We start from the raw sequence: 21,557 nt of genomic DNA, 5'->3' as shown, positions 1-21,557 counted from the left end.
AAATCAAGTTTCCCTCATGAATAGTGACCACCTTATATACTTTTATGCCATACAACGAGCAAGCATTTAGAGATTTTTTTACGTGACAAGCAGCTAAATGTTTACTCCACAAAGTAACAAGCGAGCATTTAGATAAATATATATCCAGCTACGTCCATTTATAGATTTTCAAAATCACTGGCAATGATTTAGAGCCCATTCGAAAAAAAAATAGCCACTCTCCAATGGAGAAGGGGCCATCTTGTAGAAAGAGCTATGCGTGATTGTTTCTTTACTATTTTATCCACACCAAATAGCCCTGCTTTTTCAGTTTGAAAACAAGGCTTGTTTTAAAAATTAGTATTTTGTTAGCAGTTGATGCAATTCCGGCAATTCTCCTGTTATAAGGAACTCTTTCATATTGGCTTCACGGATATAATCGGTTGGAATCTCTTTTTCAATGAAGGTTTTCAGGTTGTTACGGAAAACAGTTCGGAAGTAAGCGCCGATGGACTTACTAAATTGGAAGGCTTGGTTGGGTTTAATCTGGTCTTGGATTTTTGACTGAAAACGACGAAGGCATGAATAAAAGTAGGATTCGATCCAGCCATCACGAGCAGAGTAGTTGGTGTTTTCTCCCTCATTCTTGGTCACATACTTCAGGACATTGATAACTTCTTGCTTAAACGAGATCATAATATCAAATAAATCACGTGGTTTATAGTTGATGTTTAAATCTGTGAGAACAAAATCTGTTTGTTTACTAAATTCAGAAACTAGGGGGCTTACTTCAAAAGCATCGGAGTTCTCGATAACGCAATCTGATTTTAGGGAAAATTGTACTTGGTGGATCCATACTTGCAGACCACGGTGCTGAAGTCCTACATATTGAATATGAAATAAAGGTTCTAGCATTTCCAAAACCTCACGGACACCCTTTGATCGTTTTCCAAGCTGCACCTTCAATGTACTCATGTTTCGTAGTTGCTTAATTTTCTCTATTTTATCAGTATGGTCAATAGTTGCCACGCCATGGCGGAATTGGGTTAGTAGGGAAAGCATTAATTCGAAGGCTTTGCTATTTGAGGTTCGGACAAGTTCGGCGATCATATTCGTTTCAAAAAGAGAATGAGGGACGATAAAATAATTTAGATCTTCACCGGTCTCAGTCTCAAAGTATTGCTTATAGTTTCGAAGTATATAAATGGACATACCGGCAGAATTAATAGTCTCTTGGATGAAGCCGTGACGAAGCCAAAACTTAAATCCTACATAAAGAGTAGAATAAGCCATTTTACACTCGGATGCATATGCGGGAAGGTTGAATTCATGGACTTCCCCTTTGGTTGTTTTTTCTCTATGTATTTGTTTTAAGATCGCGATCATGGCTGCATGAGCACTTGCTGGAATTTGAATATTGTTTTCGACCTGAAAATTTCTCATATCTTCAAGGAGAGCCTGTGGAAATTTGAACCCATAAATCTTTATCTTTTGACGAATTCCTTTTTTTCTTCTCATGTCTCAATCACCCTTTATGAATAGTATCCAAACTATATATAGAGTTTGGGACTAAAAAAGGGGTTAAGGTTAAAAAAAATAAAAGGGAAAGGTACAATGTACCACTAAAACTTAAACCGATGGAAACGGAAACTTTCCATCTATCCATAGAACCTGTCCAACCGTGCCTTTATTTTCAAGGGAGAGTATGCTTATTACGTCTGAGGGGATAGAATGAACAAACGGAGTGTAATGAAATTAGTATAAAGAATATTAAGTCTTATTCTTTTCATTTTTTCAGGCTAAAATGTAGTTATAAGATTAGAAAGTTTATTTAATAGAAAAGTAGCTACCTTATATAATGATTATTTTTTTATTCGAAAGGAAGGAGGGAGACTCATGGCAAAGATCATAAATGGAAAATCAAAACCTCTAGATAAGCCACCGAAATTATTATTCGAGGAATCTGATTTCGAAACATATATTAACAGTGACTCCGTTTATGTGGACAAGACCATGTTTATAAGAAAAGTGGTGGGAAAGTGGAGTGAAAGTCACTCTTATAGTAAGACCACGAAGATTTTTTAAAACAAGTATATTGTCAATGGTGGACCAATGGTTTAATTGCAAAGAGCCTAAATTTATATTTAGTGGTACAGATATTTTAAAACACGTAACTCCTGATATTGTTTCGAGTAGAGAACATCTAGAATCTATTTTTTTAACTTTTAAAAATATTGATGCAAAAACTTTTAATAATCTATACAGCGGCTTAAGGAAATGTTTTAGAAGCATTTTCTTTCAATATGAAGACTTGTATGAGGAATATATTCTTAAATACGGTCAAACTCATGCTACTAATCCAAGAGAAAAAGTTCTGCTGATTATGGAAGAATTTGTTTCTTTCTTAGAATATTTGTCACTGAAAAAAGAAAAGAAGTTCGTTATTCTCATAGATGAATATGACAAGGTCCTAATGGATGCAGCCAATAAAGAAGAAGAAACTGTAAACGGTTATTTCGATAATGTTCTAGATATATATAGAAACTTCCTTAATTCATTACTTAAGGACACACCATTCGTAGAGAAGGGGCGATTTTAACTGGAGTTCTTCCACTAGCTGCTAATAGTGTATTCAGTGCTTTTAATAACTCAGTTCGGGATACTTTCTTTAACAATATTTATGAAGCCATTTTCGGATTTACTTTTGAAGAAATTGAAGTTTTAACAGGTTGGATGGATAAAAGAACTAGTAATTCCATGTTAGATTACTTAGATAGCAATAATTCGGGAGAAATAAACGTAATTAGTCCATGGAGTTTACTTAACTATATAAAAAGCATAGCTAGTGGGGATTCCCGAATAAATAAGACATGGGTTTTAACAGGGAATTCTGACTGGGTAACGTATAAAGAGAAATTAACGGATGAGGGACTTGAAAAAGTCTCTGCATTGTTAACAGGAGATTCTGTAACAGTTCCACTTAATCACGAACTAAATTACCTTGATCGAACAGATTCATTATCTAATTATTTGACATATGCCTTCTATACAGGTTATTTAACTTTTGATGATGTTACAAGTGAAACAGTATCTTTAAGAGTTCCGAATAAGGAAGTTTTAAATGCATGGCTTGCCAATATTAATAAACTAGTAGAATTAAATGTTACATTTAATTGGGCTGATATTTTAGAATCATTAAAACCTAATGATGAAAGTGCGGAGAGATTAGAAGAAGTTTTACAAAATCTGTTGGAAGAATGCGCCAGTTCGTGGGACTTAGTTAATAAAGAAAATTCTTATCATATGTGGATTTTAGGATTGATGTCCTCTTTGGTAGACTCGTATAAAGTTTCTTCAAACAGAGAAGCTGGCTTAGGAAGGTTTGATATTGCAGTTACGCCGCTACATAGTAGGACCGTATTAAGGAATTATGTATTCGAATTAAAAAAGTCAGACAAGGATATAGAAAAGGGTACCGCCAGTAAAACGTGGATTTACAACGTCAAGAATAATCAGTATTAAAAAGCCCAATCTCTCAATGATTGAGAAATTGGGCTTTAATCAGCAATTGTGTTTAACTACAAATATCTTATGTTTGAATTGATAATTTAGTGATTAATATCTTGATTCTTATTCTTTTTTATTCTTTTTGTTATTTCTCGTATCACCATTATCCACCAATATATTATGTACAAAAAAATTGCTAAGCAAATAATTGCCCATAATTGACCAGTGGCTAAACTATTCACCCAATTTTCCCATTCATTCTGTTCAAGTCGAGTAATATTTTTAATTATGTTCATAACTATAAATAAAGGTGTTAGCAAAATGGTAAGTGTAGAATATCTTCTCTTAATTACCCCTTCTACAATTGCTACTATTGCACCTATAAAACTGATTCCCAAAAATGTAAAATAGACAACCCAAACCCATGTATCTAAAGTTGCACCCATATCTACATTACTCCTTTTCTAGAATATAAAAATCTTGGAGTTTATGTTCCTGTTCCGGTGTGATAAACTGACCAGTCTTTTTATGATTCTCTATATTAAATACACCAATAATTCCCTTTCCAACCTTGTTATCACCTGACGTTAACTGTGACATAACAAACATATTTTCGCCTTCGAACTTAGCCGTCATATATGGAAAGTCAAAAGAAATATTATTTGTAGTATTAAAGTTCTCATCTAGAGTAGCAAGACCTGTTTTTCCTTTATCGTAATAACTTACATATAATGAATCTTTATAAATGTGCAGTCTGTCGAGGGCTAATATCTCATCATTAATATCTATATAACTAACATTATATGAATCTTTTTCAATAATAGTAAGCCTCTTCTCAGTTGAAATGACTATTTGATTATTATAAAACAGCATATCACTTGCATGGTTCTCTTGAAGTGTAATCTCCTTTTCAATTTCCCCTGAAATCTTATTTATTACATGAACTACGGACCGTTCTTCTTCTACTATATCACTAAAAAGATAGACCTTATGTTCATCATGGATCGCATTAATTATTAGGGGTTTGAATTCTAGTTCATGTTGCTTCCCATCTATCTTCATTACTAACGTATTTTTCTGAATATCAGTATTAAATGCAAAAATTTCAATACCTTTATCTTTAATTATAAGATTTAATGGTTGTTCATTTTCAATTTTATTAGGTGTATACTCATTTTTTTCATCTAATATATACATGTGTTCCTTAAGATTTGACCAAAGAATTATGTTATTGTTTTGTTTATCTTTATCAATATAAAACAACCCATTTGAATCAATTGTGCTTTCACTAATAATTTGATCTCCTTTGGTTCTCACTACAAAGGACTTATCATTAATTGGATGTGAATAAAGAAGAAGTAAATTAGCAGGGATATTTCCAAAACTTTTCTCATTAGAGTATTCCTCTAGTGAATTAATGTTTTGATATATTGGTTCTTCTCCATGAAAAGTCCCTGTTTTGGAGAGTATATAGTAAGCGGAGAAAATTAATAAAATAGTGATACTAATATAAATATAGAATTTCTTTAATCTAGGCTTCATGTATTCACTCCTTAAGAAGAATAATAAGAACATAAAATTATTATTTATGCTCTTATTGATTAACTGACTAATAGAGTCTGTTCAAAAAGGAGGACAAAAAGAGCAAAGAAGTTCGAGGAAGCGAAGTCTTGAGCACCGGAGCGTATGTTTTGTATACGTGAGGAGCGGAGAGACGAGCTGACGAAGAAATTTGAAGCTATTTTTGCCGGACTTTTTGAACACCCTCTAATATTAGTTTGATGCAAAGGTTGTGGTTTGTGAATCTCTGTCAAGATCAGACGGAGTTACAACAATCCCTCCATCAGCATCAAGATCGAACCCTCTTTGATTCCAAGCTTTCCAGGCTAACAGAGAGCAATTCCATTTATCTGACTGATATTTCCCATATACAGTACTATATGGATCTCCAACCTGTCCACCACCATAAGACTGAGCGTAATCATAATCTGCTCCGCTAGCTCCACTGATCCATAATCCTTTCCAATCGTTAAAACGAGATTTCCAATTATTCGTATAGTATCTAACGCCTGCATCTGGCCAAGCTTCAATAATATATGAGTTGTCCCATCTTACGACAGCTGCGTGTCCATGACTCCACCCTGAAGTTTTAGCATCATAAGTAATTACAACATCTCCATTTGTTCCAAGAGAAGTACTTGAAGCGAGAGTAGAAAATTCACCTTGTTCGGGATTACTAGATTGCATAATTTGCGCATACTTCTCTGGAGCATTTTTCTTCATCCACTTTAGTTCTTTCTCTACTTCCTTTTGATTTACCTTCTCATTTTTTAATCTTTGAGCTTCAGTTTCTGTTATCTTTTGCTCAAATTCAATCTTGATTTTTTCTTGCTCACTTTTATTATCCGAAGCACTTGCTACTCCTTCCAGACCTCCAATCAACATTATTGCACAACATGTTGAAGCAAAAAATCTTTTAATCTGCATTTCGTATTACCTCCTAGAGTTTTTTTCTTGTACTATATAGAATTCGAGGTATTTAATAAATATCCTCTAAATTCCATATTAGGAAATATGAGGGTAAAAAATGTCTCTTAGAGTTAAAAATTGATAGGTACTTTCCCAAGTTTTTTAGTTATTTATACCCTTGTAAATTATTAATTTTTATATTTAACAGAGTTTTTATAGACAGTTACTCCTATTCTAACAAAGGTGTCATAGTACTTTTCGTTTGAAATGCTGAGAATTTACTTTGTGTAGTAGGTCTGCTTGTAAGATTTTATCTTGTATAGAATTTCAAAAAGCATACTTTGTGACATGCAGAAAAAAAGTAGGATTCTACATGTCATAAAGTATTTTTTTTATTTTGAAACATTTCATCTTAATGATATACTTTTTGACATAGAATAATAGTTTGAGAGAAAAGGGAGGTATTACTTTTGAAACTAGGATATGCTCGCGTCTCTGCCAAAGATCAAAATCCAGAAAGACAGCTTAAGAAATTTCGTGAACTTAGAATTGAAGAACGGTATGTTTTTATAGACAAGCAGAGCGGAAAAGATTTTAATCGTCCTCAGTATCAAGCAATGCTTTTAATTATACGTGAAGGTGACCTAGTGTATCTCGACGCTCTTGACCGACTAGGTCGGGATTATGACGGAATTATCCGAGAATGGAAGTATATTACAAGGAAACTCAATGCGGATATTGTAGTATTGGAAAACGAAACACTTTTTGATAGCCGGAAATTCCGAGAAATGGGTAATTTCGGAAAAGTGATGGAGGATCAGTTTTTAAGCCTGTTGTCTTATGTAGCTGAACAAGAGCGGATAAAAAACAAGCAAAGGCAAACTGAAGGAATTGAAGTCGCTAAGAAAAAAGGGGTAAGATTCGGACGGCGCAAGTTTGAAATAAACGCAGATTTTATTCAAGTATATAATGACTGGAAATCTGGACTCATTACTGCTACAGAAGGTATGGGACGTCTTCAGTTAAAGCCGAATACTTTCTATCGACGAGTGAAAGAGTATGAAGAACAAAACAAGGTGCAATTATCTTAAAATTGTATGTATCTCAATGAAAACGAAAAATCGTCATTACTATGAGATGTCTGTATTAACTGAACTTAGGAATCTTGTTCGTTCGGGAGATATGTCGATCGTTGGCAGCCGTCAGTATAAAGATTTTCATGAATACCTGGTTTAAGAGAGTCTTTTTTAGGCTCTTTTTTTATTAGTTTTGTAGTAATGATTTTTCATTACTACGGAACTACCAAAAAAAACAGTAATATCAAGGCTTTTTCTTGCTTTTACAAACTTGACAATTGCATGCTTGCACCAGGCGTAAATATTTATACAGCTACTCATCCAGTGAATCCGTTTGAGCGAAACAAAGGACCCGAATATGCGAACCCTGTCACAATAGGAGACAATGCCTGGATCGGAGGTGGGGCCATTATTAATCCAGGTGTCACGATCGGTGATAATGTAGTCGTTGCTTCAGGAGCAGTTGTCACAAAAGACGTTCCTTCCAATGTAGTTGTAGGTGGAAACCCTGCTAATGTGATTAGAGTGATTAAATTTAGAAGATAAGAGGTAACAAATATAGTTCCAGGCACCTTCCAAATAAATGGGAGGTGCTTGGAACTTTTCAGTATAAGCATCATCCGGGATTGTTAAATACGCTTATAGTCATGAAAGAGTATGTCGAGGTCAAAGTTGATACAAGAAAGCAGAGGAGATGTCATGATGTCACCTGGGACAAGTGTATTAAGTAAGTCGTAGGTATGATTGTTTAGGAGAAACTGGTCAATGGTCTGGTGAATCGGATCAACAATCCAATACTCTTTGACTCCAAACCTGGCATAGTTATATATTTTTTCAATGTTTTATCCCTCTTGCCTGTGCTCGGCGAGGGCTTTAAATCATAGCGTATTCCGTTAACAATTTCATACTGCTCATCAATCAGAGCCCGAGTGGGATCATTTGTAAATTCCGAATAAGACCCTGACTGTTCCATTATTTGCTTTAACTATAACATACTAAAAAAGCATATTTTTGACAGGTTTCTAAAATTCTTTTATCAAAATCAATTGACTCTCACGTTACGTGATACTTTAAAGTAGTTAATAAGAGAGGTCAGAAAAATGACACTTAAGGTAAAAGAAGTTGCGGATCTAGTTGGGATTAGTGTGCGCGCACTCCATCACTACAACGATATCGGACTTTTGATTCCAGGCGAGTTAACGAGTTCTGGTTATCGACTTTACTCTGATGAAAATCTAGTAACCCTGCAACAAATTTTATTTTTTAAAGAGCTTGGCCTCCCTTTAATGAAGATCAAAGAAATGATCAATAGTCCGTCATTTGATCGCCTAGAAGCAATTGACTTACAGTTAAAAATGTTACTGGAGAAGCGTAGCCGTCTCGATAAAATGATTTCGACGATTGATAAGACAGCAAAGTATATGAAAGGAGAAATTGAAATGTCCAATAAGGTAAAGTTTGAAGGGTTTGACTTTAGTCAAAATCCTTACGAGAAAGAAGCACGTGATAGCTTTGGGGATGAAGCGGTTAATACATCCAATGCTAAAATCGGTAAGATGTCTGAGAATGAACAAAAAGCAATGGGTGAAAAAATGAATGCTATTTATCGTAAACTAGCGGATCTTCGAGATGGCTCACATGACTCAGAAGAAGCACAAAACGCCATTAATGACTGGTATGTTTTCATTAATAGTAGCTTTGGCTATCACTATTCACTAGACGCCTTTAAGGGCCTAAGCAAAATGTACGTGGATGACGAAAGATTTACGAAGAATATCGATCAATTTGGCGAAGGTCTAGCCAAATTCATGTGTGATGCCATGGCGGTATATTCGGATACTTTCAAAAAGTAAAACAACAAAGTGCCTGGCACCCTCTAATTATCTGGAAGGTGCCTTTTGCTTTTATGTAAAAATAGGTCTCAGGTCTTACCAAAAACTACATTCCTAGTCTGTAGGAAGGAAAGACAGAATACTGTATTGTTATTTTCATATAAATGTATGGATAAGCTGTATAAAGTGAAACCAGATTACGTTTCATACGTAACTATAGTATGGATTAAAAGGTTAGGAGTCGATTGACAATGAATTCGTTTTTAACATTTCTCATTCGGTCATTGGTAGCCATTCCGGTGACGGTTATTAGCTGGTTTATATGTATGTTTTCTTTTGATCAAACCTATTTCGTTTCTTCAGGACTTTCAATTGGAGTTGGAATTCTAACCTTTGGGATTCTTGGAGCCTATATGAAATACAGATTCGTGACTAGGCAGGGTTTGTCCCTAAAAGAGTACCGATATATTCGGAAAAATATAAATGAGGCAAAGCGGAAATTGCGTCGTCTTCAAAAAGTGCTGTTTCAGGTTCGACTTTTACCCTCATTAAAACAAAGGTTCGACCTGCTAAGGCTATCCAGTAAAATCATATCCTTAACAAAAGCTGAACCTAAACGGTTTTACAAAGCCGAGCGCTTTTATTTTACCCATATAGATTCAGCTGTCGAGCTCACTGAGAAATATGTGTTTTTGTCCTCTCAACCGAAGAAAACGGTAGAAGTACAAAGTGCCTTGGATGACACGAAAAAAACTATAGATGAGCTCGTTCTTTCAATTGAACAGGATTTATATCTAGTATTAGCGACTGATATCGATCAACTTCATTTTGAATTAGATGTTGCGAAGCATTCAATCAAGAATTCTAAAATAATCAAAGAAGGTAGGAAGATTAAATGACCGAAACGAGAACGAGTCAACCGAATTTAATGGATGAGTTACTAGCTAACCCATTTGGAGACGACCATTCAAAGGTAGAGATAATAGAAGAGAAATCACAGAGACTTATTGATGTGATCCCAGAGGAGGACCGAAAACGAGCCTATCAACTTGCTGGGCAGATTGATCCGAAGAACCATCAGGCCATGATTTCGTATGGTACACCTGCACAATCAAAGCTGCTTACTTTTTCAACTAGCATGCTTGAGCATGTCAGCCAGAAGGACTTAGGTGAGGTCGGAGAAATCATTAGTGAACTCATGAAGCGATTTAATGATGTGAACGTAGATGAATTAAAGCTTGAGAAGCAGCCATTATATAAGCGGATTTTTGGAAGTGTTTCAGGCTCCATGCAAGAGGTTCTATCAAAATATCAAAAAACGGGAGCACAAATTGATCGAATTAGTGTGAAGCTAGATCGCAGTAAGGATGTACTTTTATCCGACATTGGTTTTCTAGAAAAGCTTTACGAACATAATAAGGAGTATTTTCATGCCTTAAATGTCTATATTTCAGCGGGAGAATTAAAGCTAGAGGAGCTACAAGAGAAGACCATTCCAGCTATGAAAAAAGAAGCTGAAGTAACAAAGGATCAAATGAAGTTTCAAGAAGTAAATGATATGCTTCAGTTTACCGATCGACTAGATAAGCGGGTATATGACCTGAAATTAAGCAGAGAGATTACGATACAAAGTGCCCCGCAAATACGATTGATCCAAAACACAAACCAAGCACTTGTGGAAAAAATTCAATCGTCAATCTTAACCGCCATTCCTCTATGGAAGAATCAAGTAGCCATCACGTTAACCTTGATCAGACAACGTAATGCGGTCGAGGCTCAAAAGCAAATAGCCAAGACAACGAATGACCTTTTGCTCAAGAACGCTGAAATGCTCAAAACGAACACAATAGAAACAGCGAAAGAAAATGAGCGAGGAATCATTGATATTGAGACCTTAAAGAAAACACAAGAAAATCTCATTTCTACTCTTGAAGAAACGTTGAAAATTCAAGAAGAAGGACGAAGCAAACGTCGTCAGGCGGAACTCGAACTCGCAGGAATGGAGAGGGATTTACGGAAAAAGCTGTTGGAGAGTAAAGGATGAGTATAGGAAGGGTAATAAGACAGGTACCTTGTCCCGCCCATTTAGGGTGCCGAGGGGACAGGTACCGCGTCCCACAGAGAAAAAACAGAGTGCCGAGGGGACAGGTACCGCGTCCCACAGAGAAAAAACAGAGGGACGCTTTACCTGTCCCAAGTCTCTCGATTATCCAATAAAATGAATTAATTCTCGATTAAACTTGTCTTGCTCTTCCCAAAACAATCCATGTCCGCTGTGTTCAAACCAAACGAGTTTGGAGTTTCTAATTCCTTGATTAAGTATAGAGGCCAAAGGAGGCAAACTGATTTGATCATGTATGCCGTGGAGGAGTAGGGTCGGGACCTGTATTTTTTGAATATCATAAAATAAGCTTTCATCCCTTAAGGAAACTAACAGACGAGCAGTTGAATAGCCCGCGGCTTCTAGACCTAATTGAAAGAACCAATCTGAGAATGGTTGGGTGATACTTTGATAGAAGAATTTATCCTTTAATCCTGCTAGCATGGCAGGACGATCTTGATAGGTTTCTTTGATTAGTGTATTTACATCCTCCACTTCTAAACCATATGGAAAGTCTGGTCTTTTTACAAAACTAGGGGCAGCAGCACCAAAAAGAGCTAATTTACATACCCCATATCCATTATGACGACCCATATATCTACTAGCGATTGCTCCTCCCACAGAATGACCAGCGAGTGTGAAATTCTGCAACCCAAGTGTTTCCACGACACAACGAATATCGTCAGCTAGTCTATCATATGAATATCCTCCAAAAGGCTTACTTGATTTCCCAAACCCTCTGATATCGATTCCAATACATCGATACCCCATGGCAGGAAGAATATTAAATTGATACTCAAACAATCTATGGTTTGCAGGCCAACCATGTACAAACAGAATCACTTTCTTACTCAACGGGTTTACATCTTCAACAAAAATTTTAACATCGGGTTCCACTCTAACATAATATCCCACTTGTCATCCTCCCTAAGAACATACTTTGTATTCCTTATATCAATAAGTTATTCAAAGAGAACTAGGCTCATAACAAAACATGTGTTGGTGCCGAGGGGACAGGTACCGCGTCCCACAGAGAAAAAACAGAGGGACACTGTACCTGTCCCTCTGTCTCTAAAGCACCCCACCCAAAGGCTTCATACTAAAATAATCCAAAGCCTCATTCACATACTGAATATCATATATCTTTTTTTCTAGACAAAATTGAATGACCAAGTCGGAAATATCACTTTCCGATAAGGAGTAACCGGCGGAGCTCAAGAGCTTGTCGGTTTCTTTTTTGTTTAGTCCAAGAGCTAAGGCCAGAGCAATCGTGGTGTTTTTCTTAGGATGATAGTCTGGATTTGATCGCATTTTCGAAAAATGTCTGCGGTCAATTCCAGCTTTTTTGTAGATTTCTGCGTCACTTACTCCTTTTTTATCGATAAAGCTAAACAACACCTGAGTAAGTGTTGGTTGACGCTTGGTCTTGATAAAATCTTCTAATTCTACGTGCTGCATCTCTTCAAGAATAAAGTCCTCAAGATATTCAGACGATTTAACATTGAATATCTTGAGTTCGATTACGTGTGAATCTATGTACACTTGCATTTCTTCAAGTATCTTACTATCAAGCATAGTGTCTGCCCCCTCAAATGTCGCTTTGCAGGCGACCAAAATATGGATAAATAAAGCTACAATACAATTATATCAGAAACAAATTTGAGAGGGGTATGAAGATGAAAAGGAATGTAACGGAGATTATTTTTTTACTAGATCGAAGCGGGTCTATGGCGGGGCTAGAGCGTGATACGATTGGTGGGTTTAATGCTTTTATTCAAAAGCAGTGCAAGCTAGAAGGAGAAACCATACTTACAACTGTTCTTTTTGATGACGAGTATGAAGTATTGTGGAATGGGGTTGATGCAAACCATGCTGTGCTTACCGAAAAGGATTATTATGTTAGAGGGTGTACAGCCTTGCTAGACGCAGTGGGAAATACTATTTTGGAAGTGGGTCACAGATTGTCAATGACCGCCGAGGAACAAAGACCTAACAACGTTATCTTTGTCATTACAACAGATGGCGAGGAAAATGCAAGCTATGAATTCACCTATGAAAAAGTAAAAGAACTGATCCAACACCAACAAGACAAATACAATTGGGAATTTATTTTTATGGGAGCAAACATTGATGCGGCAAAGGAAGCAGATAGTCTTGGTATCTCTCAGAAGAATGCCTACAAATTTGTTGCATCTGATGTAGGTGTGGAGAGTATGTATGACATGATTTGTGAGGCCGTTTCGGAGAAAAGAATGAAATAAAAGGGACAAGGGGACAGGTACCATGTCCCACGGAATAGAAACCATAGGGACACGGTACCTGTCCCTATGGTTGTCTTAAGCGATTAAGAGAATTGTGACCCAATCACTCAACCTCTTATAAATGAAAACCAAAAAGGCATACTACTAAGAGTATTTAAAAACTGGGAGGATACCATTTTGAGCACAAACGAGAATACATTATCCATTTTTGCCTTAGGTGGGATGAACGAAATCGGAAAAAATATGTATGTCGTTCAATATGACCACGATATCATCATCATCGACTGTGGGAATAAGTTTCCAGATGAAAGTTTATTAGGTATTGATTTGATCATTCCAGACACTAGTTACTTGCTAGAAAACAAGGAAAAAATTAGAGCATTAGTAGTTACACATGGACATGAAGATCATATTGGGGGAATTCCTTTCTTCCTAAAAAAGTTTAATGTACCCGTTTATGCTACACGCTTCACATTAGGTTTAATTGAACTAAAATTAAAAGAACATAAAATCTTGAGGGAAACCGAACTAGTTGAAATCGACTCCAATTCGACCTTGAAATTCGCAGAAATCAATGTGAGTTTTTTCAAGGTGAATCATAGTATTCCCGATTGTTTAGGAATTGTCTTTAACACACCACAGGGGACAGTTGTACACACCGGGGACTTCAAGTTTGATTTGACTCCTGTCAATAATCAGCATTCAGATATTCATAAGATGGCTGAGATCGGCAAACAGGGTGTCTTGCTTCTGTTATCTGAAAGTACCAATGCGGAACGACCAGGATTAAGTCCTTCAGAGCAAATAGTAGGTGAGCATGTCTTAGAAGCTTTTATGAAAGCCAAGCGCAAACTATTTATTTCCACCTTTGCTTCAAATATTAACCGCGTTCAGCAAGTCGTTGATGCTGCTTTAAAAACGAATCGGAAGCTAGCTTTACTTGGACGAAGTATGGTGAATGTGGTAGCCGTTGCGATGGAGCGAGGTTTTTTAGATGTTCCGGATGGAATGTTAATTACACAAGACGAAATCCATGAACTGGCACCTGAAAAAGTAGCCATTCTTTGTACAGGAAGTCAAGGAGAACCCAATGCAGCCCTCGCGCGTCTTTCCACTTCCAACTATCGGGGTGTTGAGATCTTACCTGAAGATACGGTCATTTTTGCTGCTGGTCCAATACCGGGAAATGAACGGAATGTTTCTCGTATCGTAGACAACTTTTTTACACTTGGTGCGCACGTGATTTATGGGTCGGGTAGTTCAACAGGAATGCATGTTTCCGGACATGGGTACCAAGAGGATTTAAAACTCATGCTTTCATTAATGAAACCTAAATATTTTATACCTATTCACGGTGAATTCAGGATGCTACACCATCACCGTTTATTAGCTGAGTCCGTTGGAGTTGAGCAAGGAAACACCTTCATCATGAATAATGGAGAGGTCGTTGATATTCAAAAATCAATTGCCCGACAGACGCGGAAGATACCGGTTGGAAATACGTATGTAGATGGTGGAATCGGTGATGTTGGGGACAGTGTAATACGAGATCGAAAACAGCTTTCTGAGGATGGAATGCTCGTGATTGTATTAACCATGAGCAAGTCAGAAAGGAAATTGGTATCTGGACCAGATACCATTTCCCGTGGGTTTATATTTGCCAAAGATTCAGAGGAACTTCTAAGTGAGGTGAATCGCCTTATAATCAAAAACGTAAATGACCTAAAAGCAGTGAACAAAACACAATGGAATGTGATCAAACACGAAATAAAAAAATCAGTTGGTCAGTATTTATATTCACAAACTAGGAAAAAACCGATGATTCTTCCTATAATTATTGAAATCTAATGCGTAGTTATATCTACCTGTAACTGCATATATTTATGACCTATCTCCTTTAAATGGTATAATGAAACTATCATTAGAAAGGGGTGTCCTTTTGAAAAAAATCAAATTAGGTACCAGTCATTTAGAAGTTGGAGAAATTTCATTAGGTTGTATGAGAATGGCGGGACTTTCGAAAATAGAGGCAGCGAATGTCATTGAGACGGCGCAAGAAGTAGGAATTGATTTATTTGATCATGCCGATATTTATGGTGGAGGAAAATCAGAAGAGGTTTTTGCAAATGCAGTAGATATGAATGCTTCTGTTCGAGATAAGATGATTATTCAGACGAAGTGTGGTATTCGTAATGGTTTTTTTGATTTTTCAAAAGAACATATTCTAGCATCGGTAGACCTCAGTCTCGAGCGCTTGAAAACAGACTATATTGATATCTTGCTTCTTCATCGTCCGGATGCCTTAATGGAACCTGAAGAAGTTGCCGAAGCTTTTGCTAGATTGAAGGAAAGTGGAAAAGTACGTCATTTTGGTGTGAGTAATCAAAATCCGATGCAAATTGAATTGTTAAAGAAGTATCTGGAGGTTGACTTGATTGTAAACCAGCTGCAATTAAGTATCATGCATACACCTATAATTGATGCAGGTCTCAATGTGAATATGCAGCATGATCCATCAGTTGTTCGCGACAGTGGGGTTCTGGAGTATAGCCGCTTGAACGACATGACGATCCAAGCCTGGTCACCGTTTCAATACGGGATGATCAAAGGGCCATTTGTTGGGAACAAAGATTTTCCAGAAGTAAATGCGTTGCTGCAAGAACTTGCAGAGAAAAAAGGTGTGACGGATTCGGCAATAGCCATTGCCTGGATATTACGTCATCCAGCTAAAATCCAGCCAGTTGTCGGTTCCATGAATCCGAAGCGAATAAGAGACATAGCCAAGGCATCTGAAATTACTTTAACCAGAGAAGAATGGTATGAGCTATATCGTTCGGCAGGTAATACGCTTCCATAATATAGGTTGAGAAGAGCGCCAATAATTTAAGCTTTTTTTCAAAGATAAGAAACTCTCATGGTGGCGCTCCTCGCCACCACCATCTACCATGAAAAGGTCCCTTTAACCCAGTAGAGTCTAACACATTACCCCATTGTCAATACTGGTGAATGACAATACGACCAGCCTGAATACTTTCTGGTGGATCTTAAAGAAGATACCCTATATAAGAAACTGGCTGTGACAGGATTGAAGCACCATCTAATGTGTTTATAGCACGTATACAAAATTTTTGTCAGATATCTCCTGTGACCTGTATTGTTAATCAATTTTTGAGGTGATTTTCCAATGTAAGCAATGATTGAACGGTGTGCAGGCCTAGATGTACACCAAGAAACAGTTGTAGCATGTGTGTTATTTGGTCCGTTAGATTAAAAACCGAAAAAATCTATTCAATCTTTTTCAACGACAACTACTGGGCTATTAGCTCTAAACGATTGGTTATCTGAACATCAGATAACTGATGTGGTTATGGAAAGCACTGGAGTATACTGGAAACCGATATGGAACATACTCGAAGATACTTTTCAACTTGTTCTTGCCAATGCTAGGCATGTGAAAAAAGTTCCAGGGCGTAAAACCGATGTAAAAGATGCAGAATGGTTTGGCCAACTCTTACGCTGTGGACTAATTGAACGTAATTTTGTTCCACCAGAGGATATTTGCGATTTACGAGGTCTAACGCGTTATCGAAAAAAGTTGATTCAAAGTCGAAAATAAGAACAGAATCGTTTTCACAAGATACTTCAAGATGCTACTATCAAACTTACATCCGTTTTATCCAATAATTTTGTTATAACAGGGCGCCGTATCCTTGAAGTTAAGGGTTTCTCGCTTTTTTATTGTTTTGTATGAATAATCTGGGTATATAGTAATGTAAAATAAATCTATTGTCGAAATCCGAATGGCCGGTAATCAAACAAACCATATTATAAGCTTGCTACATAGGAGATATTTCAGTAATAATACTAAGAAAAAGCAAGTGAAGTGGGTTTTATTCCGATTTTTTTATTATTCTGTAATAATAAAAAAACAACCTGTTTTAAACGAACGTTTGATTAACTCAAAGGGGAAATTCCGCTGTATCAGTCTTTTAAAGGCCTGTTTATAAATCGACTTCTTTACGATTTATAAATATACTATACCGTATAATCAACAGAAAGTACCCTTCAAGCCTTGAGAATCTCTCTATAATTATTGTAGAAAAACAAATTAAAGTAGTGTTTTAAACAAACGTTTGATTAAACGGAATCTAGAAGCCTGCCATAGAGACATTTAAATGAGTTGGAATTAAAACAACATCATTACGATTTACAAATATACTTTCTTATGATAATGTCAGCTTACTAGTTCATGTTTTTCATGGAATATATCATGATAGTTCTTGTGCTATTACTTTTATCATGAGATTGTTTGATACCCATAGGATTGGAGGCGACAGGTATTTTGAAATTTGTATGATTGAATAAAATGTTAGAGGTGTATAGAATGCTCCGCACTATAAGCTCCTCTAAACGTACGAAGAATTCATAAGTCCAATTCATTTTACTAGCTAAACCAAAGTTATCTGTTATAATGAAAACAAATAAAAGTACACTTTCCAAGAATAGTGGGGGGACCGGTGTTGCCGGTTGAGATAGCGTCCTTAGAGATGCTGACCCTTAGAACCTGATCTGGTTAAAACCAGCGTAGGGAATATATTCTTAAACATACATAATTATGTTTATTGATATGCGCCCAGGTGAATACCCTTGGGTGCTTTTATTTGTTTTATAGACTACTAAATTAGGAGGATTACTATGAAAAAGTGGTTTGCCGTACTATCATCGATCTTCATCATAGCGGGTTGTGGCAATAATGGTGCCGAGGGTCAACAGGGGAACGAAGAACTACAAAAGGTTTCCGTTGTTCTAGATTGGACACCAAATACAAACCATACAGGCTTGTATGTAGCAAAGGATCAAGGTTTTTTTGAAGCGGAAGGCTTAGATGTCGAAATTATTATGCCGGGTGAAGCTGGGGCAGATCAGCTTGTGGCTGCCGGTAAATCTGAGTTTGGGATTGGCTACCAAGAAGGCGTGACACAAGCACGTATCCAAGGTGTTCCACTTGTTTCAGTCGCGGCCATTATTCAGCATAATACATCAGGATTTGCATCACCGGTTGAGAAAAACATTGTCTCGCCTAAGGATTTTGAAGGGAAGACCTATGGCGGATGGGGTTCACCAGTTGAAGAGTCTGTGATTTCTTCCATAATGAACGTGGAAAAGGCTGACGTGGAAAAGGTTTCGTTCATCAGTATGGGTGATGCGGATTTCTTTACAGCTGTAAAAAGGGATATTGACTTTGCCTGGATTTTTTACGGATGGACGGGTATTGAAGCCGAGCTTCGCGATGAACCCATTAATATGGTTTACTTAACGGATTACTCAGAGAAACTAGATTACTATACACCTGTAGTTACAACAAATGAGGAAATGATTTCTGAAAATCCTGATACAGTTAAAGCATTCGTCAAGGCTGTTGCTAAGGGCTATGAATTTTCAATTGAAAAACCCTCAGAAGCAGCCGACATTTTACTAAAAGCAGCACCAGACTTAGACCCAGAGCTAGTGAAAAAGAGCCAAGAATGGTTATCTCCAAAATATCAAGATGATGCAAAAAGATGGGGAGAGCAAAAACTTGAGGTTTGGGAAAACTATGCTTCATGGATGTTTGAAAACGGTTTACTGGAGAAAGAGCTAGAAGCGAAAAAGGCATTTACAAACGAGTTTTTACCAGAATAAGGGGGGGGATTTCATGGCTAATGCACTAATTAGTATCCAAATCATACCGAAAACGAAGGACGGGGAAAGCGTTATTCCTTATGTAGACGAGGCCATCCGGATCATTCACGAATCAGGGGTTAAATATCAGGTTCACCCTCTTGAAACCACGATGGAAGGTGACCTAGAACAACTACTACGTGTGATTGTTAAGATGAATGAGCGCATGGTTGAAATAGGAAGCAGTAACGTCATTTCACAGGTGAAAATTTTATTTCAACCATCTGGAATCACTATGGATGAGTTAACGGAGAAATATCAATAATGAACAGACAAGTACGGAAAGGATGGAGGCCGTTAGTGGTTCTCCTCTTTTTATTCATTGCATGGGAAGGTATGGTCAAACTGGCAGAAGTTCCTGATTGGCTTCTTCCACCACCAACGAAAATCATGACCGAAGCTATCATAGGGTGGGGGGAGTTCTACCCTGATTTGCTTTCAACAATCATGCTCGCTTTATTAGGACTGCTGATTGGTTCAGGCATTGGATTATTGACAGCTATCCTTCTACACTTACTCCCTGTTGTACGTGAATCTGTTTACCCATTATTAATTTTATCGCAAAATGTACCCATTATTGTTCTTGCCCCTCTATTAATCATTTGGTTTGGATTCGGCTTACTACCTAAACTAATTGTGATTACATTGGTTTGCTTTTTTCCCATTACAGTTGCAGCAATGGATGGTTTTAGACAAACATCACCAGAGCTAAAGCAATATATGATGATGGCCGGGGCTTCGACCAAACAATTATTTTGGAAGCTAGAGTTCCCTTTTGCTCTTCCATCTCTCTTTTCAGGACTAAAGATATCGGCCACCTATAGTGTGATGGGAGCAGTGATTTCTGAATGGCTTGGTGCAAAGTCAGGTATTGGAGTGTATATGACATTTGCCTCATCTTCCTTTAGAACAGACCGAGTATTTGTTGCGATACTGGCCATTATGATGGTAAGCTTACTTTTTTTTGGTGTAATCGTTCTAGTCGAACGCTATTTAGTTCGATGGCAAAAGAAAGGGGTTGACCATTTATGAGTCAACTAATTATAAGAGATGTTGGTAAACGCTTTGGACAGAACGAAGTGATTAAGAACCTGAATTTAACTGTACAAAAGGAAGAGTTTGTTTCCATTCTAGGTCCTTCTGGTAGCGGGAAGAGTACTCTGTTCAATCTAATTGGTGGACTTCTTTCACCTGATTCGGGAGAAATTATGCTAGATCAATCTGTGATTAATGGAAAACGGGGATCTATTAGCTATATGCCGCAAACTCCCTCTCTTTTTCCATGGCGAACCATTTTGCAGAATGTGTTACTTGGTCAAGAGCTTCAAGGGGAAAAAGACATTCAGAAAGCAAAAGAGATGATTCAGTATGCAGGGCTAGCTCACTATGAGAATGCTTTCCCCAACGAGCTATCAGGAGGGATGAAGCAACGAGCTGCTTTTATTCGAGCACTTTTAAGTCCTCAATCTGTGATTTGTCTAGATGAGCCCTTTTCTGCATTAGATGAATTGACCCGTCTAGAGATGCAAAAATGGCTCTTAACAATATGGGAAGAATACCGAAGAACCGTGATATTTGTGACCCATAATATTGAAGAAGCCTTGTTTTTATCTGACCGCATTTTTGTTTTATCAAATAAACCAGCTAGGATAGTCGCTGAGTTTAAGGTACCATTTCCAAGACCTAGAGATGAAAACCTCCCTCTCCAAGAACAGTTCTTGGAATGCAAACGAGAAATCCATTATACGTTACGCGGCTTGAGGGAGTGAGAGCATTGAAAAAGTTGATCGATGCACATATTCACTTGGATCACTATGAGGAAGAAAGTATCAGTGAGCTTTTGGAGAGTGCGGAACATATTGAAGCTCTGATCTCTGCCTCGTTTCATTTGGAATCTAGTAAAAAGAACCTGGCGCTTTCGAAAAATTATTCAAAAGTAAAGCCAGCATTTGGCTTTCATCCTGAACAGCCACTCCCATCTGAACAGGAACTTGATGAATTACTAAATTGGATGCATACTCATCAAAACGAAATGGTAGCAGTAGGCGAGGTAGGTCTTCCTTATTATTTGAGGAATGAGCAAAAAATTACTCAGCGACAACTAGGTCAATATAGTGAACTACTAGAGACTTTTATTAAGCATGCAAGGGACTGGGAAAAACCAATTGTGCTTCATGCCGTATACGATGATGCTCCGGTTGTATGTGATTTGTTGGAGATATACTCGGTCAAAAATGCACATTTTCATTGGTTTAAGGGAGATGATAAAACCGTTTCAAGGATGATTGAAAACGGTTACTACATTTCTGTGACTCCAGACGTTGTGTATGAAGAGGAAATTCAACAGCTTGTTCAATCCTATCCTCTCAAGCAGATCATGGTTGAAACAGATGGGCCTTGGCCTTTTGAAGGTATCTTTAATGGAAAGATGACACATCCGAATATGATGCGGGAATCGATTAAAACCATTGCAAACATCAAAAATCTACCGACTGAAGAAGTCTATCGACAGATTTATTTTAATACTAAATGTTTCTTTTCTATTTAGAATACATAGTATAAAGGCTGTTACTTTGTATAAGTAGCAGCCTTTTTAGTGTAAGGTCTGTGG

Annotated in this window: 24 protein-coding genes, 2 pseudogenes and 1 riboswitch; of the genes and pseudogenes, 19 read left to right on the top strand and 7 right to left on the bottom strand. The window is 37.2% G+C overall.

From position 1 onward, the window contains the following. Positions 1-336 precede the first annotated feature (336 nt). Complete coding sequence (locus tag ACOI1C_RS10750) at positions 337-1,497, bottom strand: hypothetical protein (protein WP_422510526.1); 1,161 nt, start codon at positions 1,495-1,497, stop codon at positions 337-339. 378 nt (positions 1,498-1,875) lie between these two features. On the opposite strand from ACOI1C_RS10750, the gene ACOI1C_RS10745 reads away from it, so the two are divergent. The 4 genes and pseudogenes from ACOI1C_RS10745 to ACOI1C_RS10730 all read left to right on the top strand — a co-directional run bounded on the left by ACOI1C_RS10745 (position 1,876) and on the right by ACOI1C_RS10730 (position 3,501). Then, the gene (locus ACOI1C_RS10745; protein ID WP_422510525.1) at positions 1,876-2,064 is read left to right on the top strand and encodes a hypothetical protein; all 189 of its coding nucleotides are present in this window, start codon (positions 1,876-1,878) and stop codon (positions 2,062-2,064) included. Further along, a complete protein-coding gene (locus ACOI1C_RS10740; protein WP_422510524.1) occupies positions 2,024-2,578 on the top strand; it encodes an AAA family ATPase in 555 nt (184 codons plus the stop codon). The genes ACOI1C_RS10745 and ACOI1C_RS10740 overlap by 41 nt, the downstream gene beginning before the upstream one ends. Further along, positions 2,554-2,667: pseudogene (locus ACOI1C_RS10735) on the top strand (hypothetical protein); the annotation flags it as partial. The gene ACOI1C_RS10740 and the pseudogene ACOI1C_RS10735, both read left to right, overlap by 25 nt. A 45-nt stretch (positions 2,668-2,712) precedes the next feature. After that, a complete protein-coding gene (locus ACOI1C_RS10730) occupies positions 2,713-3,501 on the top strand; it encodes a PD-(D/E)XK nuclease domain-containing protein (RefSeq protein ID WP_422510523.1) in 789 nt (262 codons plus the stop codon). An 86-nt stretch (positions 3,502-3,587) separates the two neighbouring features. Here the strand turns inward: ACOI1C_RS10730 and ACOI1C_RS10725 are convergent, their stop codons facing one another. The 3 genes from ACOI1C_RS10725 to ACOI1C_RS10715 all read right to left on the bottom strand — a co-directional run bounded on the left by ACOI1C_RS10725 (position 3,588) and on the right by ACOI1C_RS10715 (position 5,973). After that, the gene (locus ACOI1C_RS10725) at positions 3,588-3,932 is read right to left on the bottom strand and encodes a hypothetical protein (protein ID WP_422510522.1); all 345 of its coding nucleotides are present in this window, start codon (positions 3,930-3,932) and stop codon (positions 3,588-3,590) included. Between the two features lie 7 nt (positions 3,933-3,939). Then, the gene (locus ACOI1C_RS10720; protein ID WP_422510521.1) at positions 3,940-5,028 is read right to left on the bottom strand and encodes a hypothetical protein; all 1,089 of its coding nucleotides are present in this window, start codon (positions 5,026-5,028) and stop codon (positions 3,940-3,942) included. 231 nt (positions 5,029-5,259) lie between these two features. Then, positions 5,260-5,973: a distant relative of cell wall-associated hydrolase-like protein gene (locus ACOI1C_RS10715; RefSeq protein WP_422510520.1), complete on the bottom strand. Its 714-nt coding sequence runs from the start codon at positions 5,971-5,973 to the stop codon at positions 5,260-5,262. 452 nt (positions 5,974-6,425) lie between these two features. Here ACOI1C_RS10715 and ACOI1C_RS10710 point away from each other — a divergent pair, with 452 nt between their 5' ends. From ACOI1C_RS10710 to ACOI1C_RS10700, 3 genes and pseudogenes are all read left to right on the top strand, one after another. Then, a complete protein-coding gene (locus ACOI1C_RS10710) occupies positions 6,426-7,046 on the top strand; it encodes a recombinase family protein (RefSeq protein WP_422510519.1) in 621 nt (206 codons plus the stop codon). A gap of 16 nt (positions 7,047-7,062) precedes the next feature. Then, complete coding sequence (locus tag ACOI1C_RS10705; RefSeq protein ID WP_422510555.1) at positions 7,063-7,191, top strand: hypothetical protein; 129 nt, start codon at positions 7,063-7,065, stop codon at positions 7,189-7,191. Positions 7,192-7,307: 116 nt separating this feature from the next. After that, positions 7,308-7,577: pseudogene (locus ACOI1C_RS10700) on the top strand (DapH/DapD/GlmU-related protein); the annotation flags it as partial. A gap of 83 nt (positions 7,578-7,660) precedes the next feature. Here ACOI1C_RS10700 and ACOI1C_RS10695 read toward each other — a convergent pair. Beyond that, positions 7,661-7,861, bottom strand: a complete 201-nt coding sequence (locus ACOI1C_RS10695) for a Uma2 family endonuclease (RefSeq protein WP_422510550.1) — start codon at positions 7,859-7,861, stop codon at positions 7,661-7,663. Positions 7,862-8,131: 270 nt separating this feature from the next. On the opposite strand from ACOI1C_RS10695, the gene ACOI1C_RS10690 reads away from it, so the two are divergent. The 3 genes from ACOI1C_RS10690 to ACOI1C_RS10680 all read left to right on the top strand — a co-directional run bounded on the left by ACOI1C_RS10690 (position 8,132) and on the right by ACOI1C_RS10680 (position 10,907). Then, positions 8,132-8,884: a MerR family transcriptional regulator gene (locus ACOI1C_RS10690; protein ID WP_422510518.1), complete on the top strand. Its 753-nt coding sequence runs from the start codon at positions 8,132-8,134 to the stop codon at positions 8,882-8,884. Between the two features lie 230 nt (positions 8,885-9,114). Then, entirely contained in the window at positions 9,115-9,762 is a 648-nt protein-coding gene (locus ACOI1C_RS10685) for a 5-bromo-4-chloroindolyl phosphate hydrolysis family protein (protein WP_422510517.1), read from the top strand. After that, positions 9,759-10,907 (top strand): toxic anion resistance protein, encoded by a 1,149-nt coding sequence (locus ACOI1C_RS10680; protein ID WP_422510516.1) that lies wholly within the window; start codon positions 9,759-9,761, stop codon positions 10,905-10,907. Before ACOI1C_RS10685 ends, ACOI1C_RS10680 begins: the two co-directional genes overlap by 4 nt. Before the next feature lie 162 nt (positions 10,908-11,069). Here the strand turns inward: ACOI1C_RS10680 and ACOI1C_RS10675 are convergent, their stop codons facing one another. Together ACOI1C_RS10675 and ACOI1C_RS10670 are read right to left on the bottom strand one after the other, a co-directional pair. Beyond that, complete coding sequence (locus ACOI1C_RS10675) at positions 11,070-11,879, bottom strand: alpha/beta fold hydrolase (protein WP_422510515.1); 810 nt, start codon at positions 11,877-11,879, stop codon at positions 11,070-11,072. 156 nt (positions 11,880-12,035) lie between these two features. Further along, on the bottom strand, positions 12,036-12,539 hold the full coding sequence (locus ACOI1C_RS10670; protein ID WP_422510514.1) for a hypothetical protein: 504 nt from the start codon (positions 12,537-12,539) through the stop codon (positions 12,036-12,038). A 101-nt stretch (positions 12,540-12,640) separates the two neighbouring features. Between ACOI1C_RS10670 and ACOI1C_RS10665 the strand changes: the two genes are divergently transcribed. The 9 genes from ACOI1C_RS10665 (at position 12,641) to ACOI1C_RS10625 (ending at position 21,494) form a co-directional block, all read left to right on the top strand. Continuing rightward, the gene (locus ACOI1C_RS10665; protein WP_422510513.1) at positions 12,641-13,225 is read left to right on the top strand and encodes a vWA domain-containing protein; all 585 of its coding nucleotides are present in this window, start codon (positions 12,641-12,643) and stop codon (positions 13,223-13,225) included. A 177-nt stretch (positions 13,226-13,402) separates the two neighbouring features. Further along, positions 13,403-15,073 (top strand): ribonuclease J, encoded by a 1,671-nt coding sequence (locus ACOI1C_RS10660; RefSeq protein ID WP_422510512.1) that lies wholly within the window; start codon positions 13,403-13,405, stop codon positions 15,071-15,073. Between the two features lie 91 nt (positions 15,074-15,164). Further along, positions 15,165-16,082 carry an aldo/keto reductase gene (locus ACOI1C_RS10655; protein ID WP_422510511.1) on the top strand — a complete coding sequence of 306 codons (918 nt, stop codon included), beginning with the start codon at positions 15,165-15,167 and terminating at the stop codon, positions 16,080-16,082. Between the two features lie 429 nt (positions 16,083-16,511). Then, positions 16,512-16,841 (top strand): IS110 family transposase, encoded by a 330-nt coding sequence (locus ACOI1C_RS10650; RefSeq protein WP_422510549.1) that lies wholly within the window; start codon positions 16,512-16,514, stop codon positions 16,839-16,841. An 881-nt stretch (positions 16,842-17,722) separates the two neighbouring features. After that, positions 17,723-17,832: riboswitch (TPP riboswitch) on the top strand. 88 nt (positions 17,833-17,920) lie between these two features. Beyond that, positions 17,921-18,907, top strand: coding sequence for an ABC transporter substrate-binding protein (locus tag ACOI1C_RS10645; protein ID WP_422510510.1), 987 nt, complete (start codon positions 17,921-17,923; stop codon positions 18,905-18,907). Between the two features lie 13 nt (positions 18,908-18,920). Next, positions 18,921-19,211 (top strand): thiamine-binding protein, encoded by a 291-nt coding sequence (locus tag ACOI1C_RS10640; RefSeq protein WP_422510509.1) that lies wholly within the window; start codon positions 18,921-18,923, stop codon positions 19,209-19,211. Beyond that, the gene (locus ACOI1C_RS10635; protein ID WP_422510508.1) at positions 19,211-19,978 is read left to right on the top strand and encodes an ABC transporter permease; all 768 of its coding nucleotides are present in this window, start codon (positions 19,211-19,213) and stop codon (positions 19,976-19,978) included. Before ACOI1C_RS10640 ends, ACOI1C_RS10635 begins: the two co-directional genes overlap by 1 nt. Then, complete coding sequence (locus ACOI1C_RS10630) at positions 19,975-20,715, top strand: ABC transporter ATP-binding protein (RefSeq protein ID WP_422510507.1); 741 nt, start codon at positions 19,975-19,977, stop codon at positions 20,713-20,715. The genes ACOI1C_RS10635 and ACOI1C_RS10630 overlap by 4 nt, the downstream gene beginning before the upstream one ends. A 5-nt stretch (positions 20,716-20,720) precedes the next feature. After that, positions 20,721-21,494: a TatD family hydrolase gene (locus tag ACOI1C_RS10625; RefSeq protein ID WP_422510506.1), complete on the top strand. Its 774-nt coding sequence runs from the start codon at positions 20,721-20,723 to the stop codon at positions 21,492-21,494. Positions 21,495-21,557 lie beyond the last annotated feature (63 nt).

The sequence above is a fragment of the Bacillus sp. DJP31 genome, assembly GCF_049310945.1.
Lineage (GTDB): Bacteria > Bacillota > Bacilli > Bacillales > SA4 > Bacillus_BS.
The sequence above is the reverse complement of the archived record's forward strand: the minus strand, read 5'-3'. Positions and strand labels throughout refer to the sequence as shown.

Bases quoted from the DNA above. Each gene is read 5' to 3' on its own strand.
- ACOI1C_RS10750 (WP_422510526.1), bottom strand. From the start codon at position 1,497: ATGAGAAGAAAAAAAGGAATTCGTCAAAAGATAAAGATTTATGGGTTC.
- ACOI1C_RS10745 (WP_422510525.1), top strand. From the start codon at position 1,876: ATGGCAAAGATCATAAATGGAAAATCAAAACCTCTAGATAAGCCACCG.
- ACOI1C_RS10730 (WP_422510523.1), top strand. From the start codon at position 2,713: ATGGATAAAAGAACTAGTAATTCCATGTTAGATTACTTAGATAGCAAT.
- ACOI1C_RS10725 (WP_422510522.1), bottom strand. From the start codon at position 3,932: ATGGGTGCAACTTTAGATACATGGGTTTGGGTTGTCTATTTTACATTT.
- ACOI1C_RS10720 (WP_422510521.1), bottom strand. From the start codon at position 5,028: ATGAAGCCTAGATTAAAGAAATTCTATATTTATATTAGTATCACTATT.
- ACOI1C_RS10715 (WP_422510520.1), bottom strand. From the start codon at position 5,973: ATGCAGATTAAAAGATTTTTTGCTTCAACATGTTGTGCAATAATGTTG.
- ACOI1C_RS10705 (WP_422510555.1), top strand. From the start codon at position 7,063: ATGAAAACGAAAAATCGTCATTACTATGAGATGTCTGTATTAACTGAA.
- ACOI1C_RS10690 (WP_422510518.1), top strand. From the start codon at position 8,132: ATGACACTTAAGGTAAAAGAAGTTGCGGATCTAGTTGGGATTAGTGTG.
- ACOI1C_RS10685 (WP_422510517.1), top strand. From the start codon at position 9,115: ATGAATTCGTTTTTAACATTTCTCATTCGGTCATTGGTAGCCATTCCG.
- ACOI1C_RS10680 (WP_422510516.1), top strand. From the start codon at position 9,759: ATGACCGAAACGAGAACGAGTCAACCGAATTTAATGGATGAGTTACTA.
- ACOI1C_RS10670 (WP_422510514.1), bottom strand. From the start codon at position 12,539: ATGCTTGATAGTAAGATACTTGAAGAAATGCAAGTGTACATAGATTCA.
- ACOI1C_RS10665 (WP_422510513.1), top strand. From the start codon at position 12,641: ATGAAAAGGAATGTAACGGAGATTATTTTTTTACTAGATCGAAGCGGG.
- ACOI1C_RS10645 (WP_422510510.1), top strand. From the start codon at position 17,921: ATGAAAAAGTGGTTTGCCGTACTATCATCGATCTTCATCATAGCGGGT.
- ACOI1C_RS10640 (WP_422510509.1), top strand. From the start codon at position 18,921: ATGGCTAATGCACTAATTAGTATCCAAATCATACCGAAAACGAAGGAC.
- ACOI1C_RS10635 (WP_422510508.1), top strand. From the start codon at position 19,211: ATGAACAGACAAGTACGGAAAGGATGGAGGCCGTTAGTGGTTCTCCTC.
- ACOI1C_RS10630 (WP_422510507.1), top strand. From the start codon at position 19,975: ATGAGTCAACTAATTATAAGAGATGTTGGTAAACGCTTTGGACAGAAC.